Source organism: Chitinophaga sp. 22308 (genome assembly GCF_052045305.1).
Classification (GTDB): domain Bacteria; phylum Bacteroidota; class Bacteroidia; order Chitinophagales; family Chitinophagaceae; genus Chitinophaga; species Chitinophaga varians_A.
Genome location: NZ_JBQEOP010000012.1, coordinates 57,091 through 70,918, shown reverse-complemented (window position 1 = coordinate 70,918; position 13,828 = coordinate 57,091). Strand labels below are relative to the sequence as shown.

The following is a 13,828-nucleotide window of genomic DNA, read 5'->3' as shown; positions in this document are numbered from 1 at the left end:
ATTAAATAGGATATACTTGCTATATTTATACCTATAAACCATGTCTTTTTACTCCCTGTTCCTGCCGAAAAACCTTTCATAACGAGAACGCATTAACCTATGTTGGTCAGTAATAAACACTTTACGCCTGTTTTAGGGTTGGATCTTCATATTGTGATCCTGTTTGGATTTCCTATTCCGCTGCCTCATCCGTTCATCGGACTGGTGGTAGACCCGATGGACTATGTCCCGTTCATTGGTGCCACCACAAAAATCAACCATGTGCCGAGAGGGAAAAGCGATACTTCCGGATTCCTGATTTTCCTGTTTCATATTCCCATGGGCGGCCCTTTTCTGCTGGCGCCTATGATAGGCCATGATTCCGTGAATTTCTTCGGCAGTAAAAAAGTGAAGGTGGAAGGTAATCTGATGAGCCCTTCGGGCCATATGCTGATGACCTGCAATGATATTGGCCTGCCACTGTCGCTGACGCCGGGAAAGAAATTCAAACCCATTCCCAGCCTATATCTGCCTACCTCTTTTTCTATCCCGCTCTCTTTCGGTAAACCGGTGATGGTGGGCGGTCCTTTCGTCCCCGACTGGGCAGGCGCTTTGCTGAACCTGGTCATGTCGTTCGGTTTCGGCGCCATGATGAAAGGACTGGGAAAAGGCATGAAGAAACTGGGCAAGGCCGCTAAAAAAGCGAAAAACAAAATCACCAAATTCAATCTGGCACACCAGAAAAAGATCGGTGGCAGCGATAAGCTCAGCCGCACACTGTGTAAACTGGGCTTTGAACCGGTAGACCTGGTACAGGGCATTGTTATCTACGACGGCGTCGATTTTGAACTGCCCGGCCCTGTTCCGTTGCGGTGGGCCCGTTCCTGGAACAGTGACAGCGCGCACCACGGACTGCTGGGTCATGGCAACCATCTGGCCTTCGATATGCGGATATTGGAGTTTACGGCGGAAGAAGCCACGGGGTTACTGCTGGGAGACGGCCGCAGCGTGGTATTTGACCTGCTGCCCTATACCGGCGACAACGAATATAACCGCCACGAAAAAATGACATTGACCCGCACCAGCCAGGATGAATACCAGCTGTTCGACCACCGGGAACGGCTATACTATCTTTTTAAACGCCTGCGCCCGCTGGACCCGGAATTCCGGCTGGCGGCCATCAGCGATGAAGCGGGTTTTCTCATCAGTTTCCATTTCAACAGCAAAGGGACATTACTGCGTGTCATCGACAGCGTTGGCCGGCACCTGCATATCGATAGTGATATGGAAGGCCGTATAACGGCGGTGATAGCCCATCATCGGGACCATGTACAGCGACTGGTCAGCTATGCCTACAACGAGGACGGCGATCTCACAGAGATCACAGATGCGCTCCGGCAAACTACCTATATACACTACCAACACCATCATATGGTGAAGAAAACGGACCGTAACGGTAACTCGTTTTTCTGGGAATACGATGGCAAAGGCCGCTGTATCCATACCCGCGGCGATAATGGCGTCATGGAAGGCCACATCACCTACCATCCGGAAGCAGGCTACAACCACGTTACTAACGCCGAAGGACAAACGACAACGTATTATTACACACCGGAATACCTGGTGACTCAGATAAAAGATCCGCTGGGCTACTCCCGCTATACGGAATACACCGAAGACGGGGAGATATACAGAGAGATCGATGAAGAAGCGGGGCTCACCGGTTATACTTATGATGACCGGGGAAACCGTACCGGCATTGTGCATCCCGACGGTACGGCGGATACTTTCAGTTATGATGATGAAGACCGGCTGATATTGGCCACAGAACCCGGCGGCGGAAGCCGCACCTTTATCTATTACAGTGAAGGGCCTGATAAAGGACTGTTGCATACCCTCACGGAACCTGACGGACGCATCACCATCTTCCGTTATAATAAACACCGGATGTTATACAAGGCGGAAGATGAACAGGAACGCATCACAAAACTGGAATATGATGAAGATTATAACCTTGCGTCCATCACCCTGCCGGATGGCGGTCATGCCACCTGGCAGTACGATGTATGGGGCAGGTGCGTGGCCAACCGCAACCCGGATGAACAACAACAGACTTTCCGCTATGATGCCCTCGGCAGGGTGACCGAAATTGAATTGCCTGACGACAACCGCATACTGTTTCACTACAACGCTTACGATGAAGTAGTGGAAGTACAGGATAAATACCAGCATGCCCGTTTCGCCTATACGGCGCTGGGCAGCCTCAAAATGAAGGAACAAAACGGTGCCAAAGTACACCTGGTATATAACAGGGACGAGCAGCTGACCAGCCTCGTCAACGAACACGGAGAGATGTATCGTTTCGGCCGTAACCGGCGGGGCGATATTATCCAGGAAACAGGCTTCGACGGACTGACACGCCATTACCAGCTGGACGCCACCGGTAATATCATTCGCATTCAACGGCCCGGCGGCCGCTGGACGGAATGTGAATATGACTACAACGGCCGGCTTACCAGGGCTGAACATAGCGACGGCACCAAAGAAATATTTGCCTATAACGGTAGCGGACAATTGATTTCCGCTGCCAATGAACACAGTACCGTACGGTTGCAACGCGACAGCGCCGGCCGTGTAACGATGGAATGGCAGAACGGTTATACCGTTGCAGCCACCTATGATGCCAGTGGCCGCCGCCAGGGCCTGGAAAGCAGCCTGGGCGCAAAGGTCCGGATGGCCCGCAATGCACTGGGCGACCTGACAGGGATAACGGCGGCGATGGAAGGAATACAAGGCCTCTGGAGCGCCACCATACAACGCAGTGCTACCGGCCAGGAGCTGGAACGCATATTGCCGGGCGGTATTAAAAGCAGCTGGAGCTACGGCCTGTCAGGAATGCCAACATCGCATATCGTGGCCGGCAATGGCAGGGAAAGCCGCAAACGTTATTACCGCTGGGATGCGGCACAGCAGCTTAGAAGCATCGTCAACGGCATGAACGGCGCCACTGTCAAGTTCGGGCATAATGATTTCGGTAATCTCGCCTGGGCGCAATATGAAGACGGGACCTATGACTACCGTACCGCCGATAAAGCGGGAAACCTGTTCCGCGAACAAACACGCAGCGGCCGTAAATATGCAGCCGGCGGGCAATTGACAGCATCAGAGCAGGCCCGGTATGTCTATGACGCGGAAGGTAACCTTACCCGGAAAATCATCTCTGCTACGGGCAACGTTTGGGAATACGACTGGTGTGGCAACGGCATGCTGAAGAAAGTCACCCGCCCCGATGGCAGGACCGTGGAATTTAAATATGATGCGCTGGGCCGCCGTATCGAAAAAGTATATAACGGCATTATCACCCGGTTTGTGTGGGACGGCAGACAGCTGTTGCACGAATGGCATTACCCTGCGAAAGAGCGCCCGGTACTGACTGTTGATGAATGGGGCGAGGTGAAACAAAGCCACCCGGAACCGGTGCCGGCCGAACAGCTGATCACCTGGGTATTTGAAGATGGTACCTTTTCGCCCGCCGCAAAAATAGCCGGCGGCAAACAGTATTCAATCATCAATGATTACCTGGGCACGCCTTGCGCGGCATACGATGAAACAGGAGAGAAGGTGTGGGAATGCGAGTTGGATATATATGGCAAAGTACGTAAGTTAGCAGGTGATAGCACGTTTATACCATTCCGTTACCCCGGACAATATGAAGACAGGGAAACCGGATTATACTATAACCGTTTCCGCTACTATAGCCCGGAGGATGGCGTCTATATCAGCCAGGACCCTATCAGAACGGCCGCAGGTATTAAGCTTTATGGTTATGTGGATGATGTGCTCACTGCTACTGACCCGTTGGGACTGCACCAGATCCTGGCGAGACTGGTGGATCCGCAAACAGGTAAAAGCACCAATTTCGGTCAGATCGGCAGCAAGGAAACAGAAAAAGTGTGGACAGAACATGGGGTGAAAGGGCACTCGGAATACTATCTCCTCAAAGACCATATATCTAAAATACCACCGGAGGAGCTTCAGGGAAAAACACTCGTGATCAAATCCCTCGGTGAACCGGAAGCCGGTTACTGGTTGTTACGATTCCCGTTGCCGCCTTGTAAAAAAGTAGATGGCGGCTGTGATAAGGCGTTAACGGAACTGGCGGAAAAACACAATATGCGCATCATCTATACATGGTCTGATAAAGGCAAATTTAAAATCAGGAAATATGGCAAATGTAAATAATGACACAGCACTGTTACAGTCACTGAAAGACTATGTGGCCTCGGTTGACTGGGCAGCGGAAGAAGATCATTTTGATACGTGTGAATACATAGGGGAAGCATTTGAGGCGCTGGCAGCCGGTGTTCCCGAGGAAGAAGAACAACAGCTGCTGGGCGAAATACTGGCAAAGACCTATCATCAGTTCCATGCACTGCCAGTCATATTGAAACTGGTGTACCCGTTGCTGGTATTAACGAAAACGCGTAAACTGCATTACCGCGCCGAGGTACTGGAGTTTTTCACCGACATAGCAGAAAAACATTTATATCTCCGCTATCGCCTGCTGGGACTGAAGCCTATAAAACTGGACTTTATCGGTGACGTATATACGACAAAGGAGCAGACGGATGCCAGCATGAACAAACGCCTCGAATACTACGATGAAATCAGGAAACATGCGGACCTCGTCCGGGATATTATTACGGATGAAAACCCTGCTGTGAGTGCGCTCGCTGTGAAACTCTACTTACTGGCCCTTTATGTGGAAACACCGGAAGCTGCCCTGGAAAAGATCGTTGCCATCAGGGAACTGATAGCCGCCAGAGGCGACGCGGCGCTGGAAAACCTGTTGATAGGGTCAGCGATTGTATTGCAACAACGTGTGGCACAGCTGCCGGAAAGCCTGGTGATTCCGGGGCATTATCTGAACATCGCCCGGTTGTTCGCTACCCCTACTACGGAAGACGTGGTGGAAGGAGAGCTCTTATTGCAATCGCAGGAACAACAATACGACGGTCATCCCTGGGCCGATGGATACCTCGCCGCAATGGCCTGTGCGGGCGTTCTCCTGCATGAACGGGAAAGTAAAGAAGAGATCGAAGTGGTCCTGCAGGCGATCAAATTTCAAAGAAACCATAGTAAAAAATATCCCACTGACGGGCCCCGATGGCTGCCACATCAGATCATGGCAGAGTACCTGGTGGCTCGTTTCTTCTCTGAACACTGGGCAAGCCTGACGAAAGTTGCGTGGGATTCGCTGAGTGAAAATCAGCAATACATCCTCCGTAAACTGTCCCGCGAAATGGGTATATACACCTACCTGCAAAGTTATATGGGACTGCCGGCAGAGAAAGAAGAAATGAAAGAATGGCTGCCTCAGTAAGGCGTCGCCTCTCAGCTTCCAGGCATAAAAATTTTTCCCGGTCGCAAAAAAGCGATATGTTCGTACATATATGACGAAGATACCTTTATTGGACCACGATAGCAAAATTCCCCTGCATCAGCAGGCGGAAGAGCTATTACGGAAGCTGATCCGTGAGGATTATTTCCGGGAAGGAGACATTTTTCCAAAGGAAACAGACCTCGCCAAACGATGGAGCATTTCCCGGAACACCTTACGCATGGCCATCGGCAACCTGGTTAAAGATGGGCTGCTGGAAAGAAAGAAGCGGTATGGCACCGTAGTGAAAAAGAAAAAGATCACGACGAACCTCGATAACTGGTACAGCTTCACGCATGAAATGGAAGACAAAGGCATTCCTTTCAAAACCCTGAAGAGCAAAGTGTCGGTACTGAAAGCGGGAGAGGAAGTGGCGAAGATGCTGCAAACGGAGCCGGTGCAGCCGGTAGTGTGCCTGGAACGTATCCGCAGTACGGAAAAAAGCCCCATGGTGTATTTTGAATCTTTCTTTCATCCCAGGATAGGCCTTACCGGCAAGGAGAATTTTGACCGCCCGCTGTATGAGATGCTGGACGCGGATTTTCATGTGGTGCCTGTATATTCACAGGAAGAAATCAGGGCGATAGGAGCGGATGAAAAAATCGCCGGGCTGCTGAAAATCAAAAAAGGCGCCCCGGTGCTGGAACGCCGCAGAGTAGTGCTGGACGCGGGCCGGCGACCGCTGGAGTTTAACATCTGCTGGTACCGGAGTGATTGTTTTACGTATAGTATCGAACTAAAAAGACCACAACTGTAAATAAAAAATGCCGGATGATTTTCATCCGGCATTTTCTTTTATACGATTTGAATTACGGAATAAGCAGATATTCTTCCACTCCCATCGCAGGCAGGCTAACAGTCGCCTTCGCGTCTTTCTCTTCACCATTCCTGACTATCTTCATTCGTGCAGGCTTCAGCGTGCCCCAGTCAAATCCGGTGCTTTGGGTGGTCTTTCCGGGGTTAAAGAGGCGTACCATATACTGACCGTTTTCCTGTGGTACAATGGCGGTGGCCACCACGGCGGTATTGGTCAGGCGGAACAGCCCTGCCTGGAGCGTAGCGCCTTTCTTCACCGGGAAACCAATGAGCGGCTGTGTGAAGTCCGCAGCGGCGGTTTCCAGCGCGGCGCCGTCAGCCTGGCCATGTGGCTGCAGCGCATAATGATAGCTGCTGCTACCCGACTGGTCGGCTTTATAGTTGGTATGCCAGTAGTTGTTCATGACATAGGAAAACCAGCGGCTGGTCGGTTGCCCTTTCGTCCGCCATTCTTTATGGCTTTGGACTACCTGTAAACGTTCATCGATCATGCTGTCTGGTTCTGCCATCGGCGTTTCCAGCAGCATCCACTGCAAGCCGTTGGACTGGTTGGAGATGTCCATCCATCTGCGGCCGAACAGGAAGTCCATATTGGAGCCGGGCAGCTGGTCCTGGAGGTAACGCATGGTGCCGTAACCTGCGTCCAGCGTCACTTGCCCGGAAGGCACTTCAAAAGGAAACCCGAAATGCAGCGCTTCTTTTTGTCTGACCGGTTTTTTGTCAATGATGTTTTCAATCAGTACCACGTTGCTGTTGGCATAGAGTGTCAGTTTTTTCTCCAACGCGTTGGCGCCTGGTGCCTGCGCACGCAGCACGACGGTCGTTACCACCGGACCGTTTTCAATGACCTGTGCCTGTACAGGCTGATTAGTCTCCGCATCGGCGGGGTTCTGTCCTGGTACGTACCAGTAACTGTTCAGCCCCTGCCCGCGGAAAGTGCCGGCGTAGTTGTGACCGTCTTTCGCGGCAAGCCGGGTGATGCTGCCGTTGTTGTCCCAGGTGACGGCAACGTTGCCGTTGGACAGGGTGTTGCCGGTCTGTTTAAGGGTGTTGGCGGTGTTTGCCGGCTCATCGCTCACCGTGTACACGGCTGTTCCGAAGGCGGGCACGTCACTGGCCAGGAATACGAAGGAACCATCGGAGAGGCGTTGCAGCGGGTATTTCCGGCCGCGTGCGTCTTTCACGGATTTTCCGCTGACTTTGATTTTCACTGGTCCGCTACGGGGCCAGGAGAGCGTATTCACTACTGCTATGCTGCGGGACTGTTCATCGGTAAAAGGTTGGAACAGCTGAGTGCTAAGGATGTTGATGATACTGTCGGCGTCCAGCATAAACTGCTTTTTGATGCGCCATTGTTCTGTTACAAACGGTACGTCCGGCTGGGAGATACTATTATGCGCTCCCCAGGTATGTTCATGGAACATCAGGACGTTGGTCCAGGCATGGTAGAACTGCTGCGCATTAAATTGTCCGGGGGCCAGCATGGCATAGGCGTTGGTGAGTTGAGACAAACGCAGGCTGTTGATACGGTTTTGTCCTTCCTCCCTGGCCGTAGAGCCGGCGCCATCTTCCCAGTAAGGGGTGATGTCCCCTTTTACCACGGGCAGGTCTTTACCATATTTCTGTTCAAAAGTTTCAAAGAGTTTATCGGTGGTGTTGAGTACAATTTTGGGAGATGAATATTTTTCATTCCACTGTTTAACGAAACGGGACACAGACGTGTCTATCGGCCCGTTATCGGCTACCACATTGTATCTCCACTGAACAATATCATAAGGGTAATGTTTCTCGTCGAGCTCATTGAGGTAGGCGGCTATCTTCTGCGGGCCTCTTTCGAAAACGGCGCCGGGAGCGGTGCCATGCCAGGAGGAGTAACCTTTGCCACCTGTCCAGAACAGTATTTTTTCCTGGCCGGAAGGTGATTCCCACCATACGGGCTTATCGCCCCAGCTGCGCACAAAGTGGCCTACACGGTCGCCCAGGTAAGGATGGTTTTCACCCAGATAATTAGGTCCGCTGGAGAAATATTTCACACCGCCTTGGGCCAGCGCCGTCACTGTGCTCCAGGTATAGCCCGGCACGTCGGAGATCATGGCACTGGGGATGTGGAGGCCATAGGCTTTGCGCAGCTGTGCGGCGAAGTCGGTGTAGTGGAAGGTTTCTTCAGGCAGGGTAAGGCCGGTAAGGATATTGGCGTACAAAGCTGACAGGCAGATGTCGCCGTCTTTCACGGCCTGGATGAACGCCGCTTTTTTCTCCGGTGTGGCCTGTTGCAGGAAATGGTCTACCGCCCACAGGGATTCTATGTTCCATTTGAACTTGGCTTCTTCCGGATAGCTGCGGGTGGCGACTATCATGTCCAATGCGTCGTTGATATTGCGGAGGTGTATTTTCAGCACTTCCGGTTGCAGGTGCGAGTAGCCGATGTCTGTATGGGAGTGGTGTATAAAATGCAGTTCCCGGTAGGTGACAGGTTTCAGGGTAACGAAGCGGTCTGCCAGCACTTTGCCGGCATCGGCAACGACTACACGAATACTGTCCGTCTTTTTCACGGCAGGAACGGGGATGTCGAAATTATTGACGCCGTCGGCTACCGGGAAGGAATATACTTTTTTGCCGTCCACGGTCACCCTGAAGGTACGTGGCGTGCCAAAGTGAAGCGCAGTAAGCGTTACCGGCTGTTGTCCGTTTTTAAGTATAAAAGGCTGCGGGTGGATGTCCACCTTTTCTTCAAAAGAAAATTTGAAGGTCATGAGCCAGTCATTGCTTTGCTGCGCCTGACCGATGATTTTCAGTTTGACCGGTTTGCCGGGTGTGATGCGGCTTACCGGCAGCCGGAGAAACATCAGGCCATGGGAGTCGTTGGCGCCGTCTTTACGGAGTTGCTGAAACACGATGCGGCTGCTGTCGGGCGCGCCGAATGTCCATGTGGGCGACTGGTTGCCGGGTTTGGTGGTGAAGGTCAGCAGTTTTTCCCCGTCCACGTACAGGTCGAAGTGGCGGTCACCACTACTGGTAGCGGACGAGTGCCCTGCCACCCAGCTGAAGTACACATAAGGGCCTTTGACGCGTGTTGGAACGGCGGCAGTTTCCCATGCCATCACCTTGTGGCCGTCGGTAGCGCGTGTGAGCAGCGCCGTAGTGGCATAGTCGGGGAAAGCAGAATAATAGCGCATGCTTTCGCCTTCCGTTTCATGGTCGTAGCCATTGATCCAGTCTACCTTGCCGAGATAGGGTACCGTTTTCTGGGCGGAGGCGCCCAGTACGCTGGCAAGTAAAACCGTGACACAACAGAATATTTTTCTCATAACAAATGATTAGTGGTGGATGATCGTTTTTTCTTTGATGGTGATGTTTTCGAGCGACTGGCCTTTGGTTTCAAACAGGTATTTTTTCGCGTAGAAAAAAGAGAAAAGGCAACAGCCGGCAAACAGGAAGAAAGTGGCGGCAATGCCCATGCCTTCCCGCATGAGGGGGAACAGCAGGTTGAGCAGCCAGTCAGAGATCCACATCACCAGGATACAGATGGAGAGGGCGAGGCCCCGCACCGGTGTTGGAAATATTTCAGTGGCAATCACAAATTTCAGTGGTCCAAGCGAAAAGGCGAAGAACAGCAGGAAAAATGTGATGGGTACCAGCAACGGCCATCCGTTGACCTTCAGCAAAAAGCATATGCCCGTTAACGTTAGGGCGGCGGCGGCGCAGATGGAGCCTGCCAGGTACAGCGGACGGCGTCCGAGGCTGTCTACTTTCCAGATGGCCACGAAAGTGAAAAGCATATTGGCGGCGCCCAGCATCACCTGGTACAGGAGCGTGTCATTTGCCACTACGCCGGAAGCGCGCAGGATAGTAGGACCGTAATATATCACCGCGTTGATGCCGCTGAACTGGGAGAAGGCGGTCAATACACAGGCCATTACCAACAAATGCCGCAGCGGTGGCTGCAACAGGGCACGCAGTCCGCCGTTGGCCTGATCGGCAGATACCGCCATGATGGCCTGCAGTTCATTGACCGCATCCGCCTGGCTGCTGTTGATTTTTTCCAGGATGTGCAGCGCTTCCGCCTGACGGCCAAAGCGGGCCAGCCATCGCGGGCTTTCCGGCACAATGGCCAGCAGCGCAAAGAACGCGGCGGCAGGCACTACGCCGACGAGGAACATGCCCCGCCAGTATTCGGTGACAAACAGCCGGTGCAGCCATCCGCCGGGCATATCACCTGCTGCAGCAGCGTGCCGTTGTATCGCCAGGTTGGAGCAATAAGCCACCAGTATGCCGATGGTGATGGCCAACTGGTAAAATGTGACCAGCCGGCCCCGGCGGGAAGCCGGCGCCAGCTCCGAGATGTAGAGCGGCGATATATTAGAGGCCACTCCTACGCCCATGCCTGCCAGCACCCTGAAAAATATCAGCAGGGGATAGGTGGCAGACACGGCAAAGCCGATGGCGCTGACCAAAAACAGGAATGCTGCCAAGGCCAGTACTTTCTTGCGGCCGATGCGGTCACTCAGCGCGCCGGAAAAAGCTACGCCTGCAATGCATCCCAGCAGGGCACAGGAAACGAACCAGCCCTCCTGTGAGGCGGTCAGCTGGTATTGTGTTTTTACGGGAAGAATAATGCCGCTGACAACAGCAATGTCGAAGCCGAAAAGAAGGCCTCCCAATGCAGCGATCAGGGTGACGGTAGTGATGAACAGGCGTGTGTTACTGTTTCCCATGACGTGAAATATTTGAATCAGCAATAGTTGTCTTTTACATAAGCTACTACCAGCATGGCTTTGCCTTCGCCTTCATAACGACAGGTATAGCTGTCCGCCCCTGCCGGAATGACAAAGGTCTCCGCATACTGAAAACGCTGCGTGCCGTCACCGGCGGTAACATCCAGCTGATGGCCTTCTACCAGCATACAGATATGACATTGCCCGTTGGTGGGTATGTGCATTTCACCGGAGAACTCATAACGGTCTACCGTATAGAAATGTTCCGGGTGGGTAGGCAGCTGCCATTTTTTGCCGGATGGCCATTCTTCCTGCAGCTGTGGTTGGGATATCAATGTATCTGGCACTGTTGCGCCTTTCCGGTCAAAGTACAGGTTGTCGAATGCGCGGTCCAGATGGATAGGGCGTGGACGGCCGTTCAGGTCTGTCCGCAGCCAGTCGTACATCTTAAAGGTGAAAATATACGGCGTGCTGCTGATCTCCAGTACCAGGTTGTTTTTGCCGGAGGCATGTACCGTACCGTTAGGGATCAGGAACAGATCGTGTTTATTGGCGGTGAACTGCTGTACGTATTTTTCAACGGGTAGTGGCGTACCCCCGTTGATGGCCGCTTCCAGTGCGCCTCTGAAGGCAGCGGGTTGTATGTCTTCCTGGAAACCAAGGTACACCTCGGCGTCAGGTCCACAATCGAGTATGTAATAGGTTTCGTCCTGTGTGAAATCTTCACCGAAATGTTGCAGCGTGTATTCCGGGCGAGGGTGGCACTGTATGGACAGGTTGCCGCCGTTGAACGTATCGAGGAAATCGAAGCGGATGGGGAAAGCGGTACCAAAGCGTGGTGCGGCTTTGCCGAGCAGCCGGTGGTTGTCGTGGAATGCCAGCATGTCGAAGGTGACTTCCAGCAGGTTACCGCTGCCTTCCAGTACCAGCCCGTTTTCCGGTGTGATAAGTTCAAAGGACCAGGCATAGTTTACTTCATCGGGGTTCAAGCCTGGCAGGTGTTTTTTCATCCAGTCGCCGCCCCATACGCCGGCTTCAAACCAGGGCCGGGCGCGGAAAGGCCGGGTGAGTATCACGTCGAGGGATGCACGTAGTTGCCCGCCCTGCATCCAGGTGATGGTGTCCGGCCGCTGACCGTCGATGATCATATCGATATGCGGTAACAAGGACTGTTTGTGTTTGTTCAATACCGGCCAATCGGCGAAGTAACAACGTTTATACGTATACGTTGGTGTGCCGATATTGGTAACGCTGCCGGCGCGCAGGCGGTATTGGACCTCATTTTTAGGCACGTCCACGTACAGTAATTTCCCTTTGATGCCGGTAAGGGCAGCGCCGGTACCGTAGATAATATGCAGGCCGCCTGTATTCTCCGGTTGTATTAAAGATAATTTTTCCGCATCAAAAAAGTCGGCCAGGCTGCCGTCAAATCGTTTGCCGAATACAGGATCTGGCGTGCCGGAATATCCTTCCAGCATGGAGTGTATGGCAGCAGGCGTTTGCAGGCATGCGCCGGCATGGTACCAGTAAACGGTCCGGTTATGGTCGAGCAGTGCCTGGTGGAGCGCTGTTCTGAACTGTTCCCACAGCACGCCTTCATAGCCGTCTATGATAAGGAGGTTATCTTCTTTGATAGCGGCTGCCAATGAGGCGTAGCCCGCCTGTACCGGATGATCTGTATGGAAAGAAGGGAAGACGGTATAAGTGTCTTCGCTGTTATTCGTTATTGAAACCGGTAGCAGTGGCTGGCTGGTGCGCCGTAGTTCCGCAGGTTCCGGCAGAGCGGGCGCCATGGCGGCTCCTGCCAGAATGCAGCGTTCAGTGTCCTGGCAGTAGGTAATTTTTACAGGGAGATCGCTGAGCTGTTCTTCCAGCGGACCGGAGAACAGCGTATAGGCGCGGGCGATATTACCGCCGATCACCAGCTCAGTGCAACCGTATTGAGAGAGCCAGGGCCGTAGGAAAGCGCCCAGGTTTCCGCCGAAGGCGTGAAATACCGGCCGGGCTATTGTTTCATATTGTTCCGCCATTGCTTTCACAGAGGGGGCCATCACGCCTGTCTGTTGCTGGAAAGTGTTCAGCAGCCAGCGGGTGGAGAAGTAGTCGTCTGCCAGCCCATCCTGAAAGGGACAATCATAGAAGGCGGCGGAAGCCAGTCCTGCAGGGCCTTGGGCCAGTTCCCCGTTTTCCAGGAACGCCGATCCGAAGCCCGTGCCCAGTGTCAGCAGTATGGCCTTTTCACCGCCGAGGCCCAGTATATGCCGGGCGCCGATCGCAAAACAGTGGGCGTCGTTGTTGAAATGGACAGGCTGGTCGCCGGTGCCGGCAGCGTCCTGCAATGCCTGTCGTACGTGCAGTCCAAAAAGGCGGCCGAATTTCCCGCCTACTTTGGTGATGGCGCTGATGCCCTGCTGATAGTCAAACGGCCCCGGCATCGCTATCCCGATGCCGTCAGTTGCGGTGTCTTTAAACGCCGTGATACAGCCAGCTATCGTGGAGATGATGTCCGCTGCGCTGCCGCCGGCCTGCAAACTTCTGGTGATGATCGTTTCCGGAGCCGCTCCGGGACAAGTGGTGTCTACTATACAGGCAGATACATGACTGCCGCCAATGTCGATCGCTATTTTTTTCCCCGTTCCCATTATTTTTTAATGTTCATATGTTCAAACATAATAAAAGTTTTTGGAGTGGCAAATTAATTTGGTCAACAGTCAGCGGAAAGAACGGCAGGGGTTGGCGGACACAACGTGAAAAGCCTTGCTGCGTCGGGAGATTGGCAGGATAGCGGGGCGGAGGAATGGGCAGAAAGGGAGGTGTTGAAACCGACGGCAGGTTGCCGATGGATCGGGAAAGTAAACCGGGTGGACAAGCCTGAAGA

General features: G+C 53.1%; 6 protein-coding genes. 3 read left to right on the top strand and 3 right to left on the bottom strand.

Going from position 1 to position 13,828, the window contains the following annotated elements:
* Nucleotides 1-99 precede the first annotated feature (99 nt).
* The 3 genes from ACTJJS_RS32890 to ACTJJS_RS32880 all read left to right on the top strand — a co-directional run bounded on the left by ACTJJS_RS32890 (nt 100) and on the right by ACTJJS_RS32880 (nt 6,176).
* The gene (locus tag ACTJJS_RS32890; protein WP_440668223.1) at nt 100-4,221 is read left to right on the top strand and encodes an RHS repeat-associated core domain-containing protein; all 4,122 of its coding nucleotides are present in this window, start codon (nt 100-102) and stop codon (nt 4,219-4,221) included.
* Complete coding sequence (locus ACTJJS_RS32885; protein ID WP_440668221.1) at nt 4,205-5,362, top strand: hypothetical protein; 1,158 nt, start codon at nt 4,205-4,207, stop codon at nt 5,360-5,362. The genes ACTJJS_RS32890 and ACTJJS_RS32885 overlap by 17 nt, the downstream gene beginning before the upstream one ends.
* A 70-nt stretch (nt 5,363-5,432) precedes the next feature.
* Nucleotides 5,433-6,176 (top strand): GntR family transcriptional regulator, encoded by a 744-nt coding sequence (locus ACTJJS_RS32880; RefSeq protein ID WP_168873107.1) that lies wholly within the window; start codon nt 5,433-5,435, stop codon nt 6,174-6,176.
* 52 nt (nt 6,177-6,228) lie between these two features.
* Here ACTJJS_RS32880 and ACTJJS_RS32875 read toward each other — a convergent pair whose 3' ends face one another.
* Genes ACTJJS_RS32875 through ACTJJS_RS32865 form a run of 3 tightly spaced genes read right to left on the bottom strand, consistent with a single transcriptional unit; the run spans nt 6,229 to nt 13,592 of the window.
* Nucleotides 6,229-9,543, bottom strand: coding sequence for a glycoside hydrolase family 38 C-terminal domain-containing protein (locus ACTJJS_RS32875; protein WP_440668219.1), 3,315 nt, complete (start codon nt 9,541-9,543; stop codon nt 6,229-6,231).
* A gap of 9 nt (nt 9,544-9,552) precedes the next feature.
* The gene (locus ACTJJS_RS32870) at nt 9,553-10,974 is read right to left on the bottom strand and encodes a sugar porter family MFS transporter (RefSeq protein ID WP_440668218.1); all 1,422 of its coding nucleotides are present in this window, start codon (nt 10,972-10,974) and stop codon (nt 9,553-9,555) included.
* A complete protein-coding gene (locus ACTJJS_RS32865) occupies nt 10,968-13,592 on the bottom strand; it encodes an ROK family protein (RefSeq protein WP_440668216.1) in 2,625 nt (874 codons plus the stop codon). The genes ACTJJS_RS32870 and ACTJJS_RS32865 overlap by 7 nt, the downstream gene beginning before the upstream one ends.
* Nucleotides 13,593-13,828: the final 236 nt, after the last annotated feature.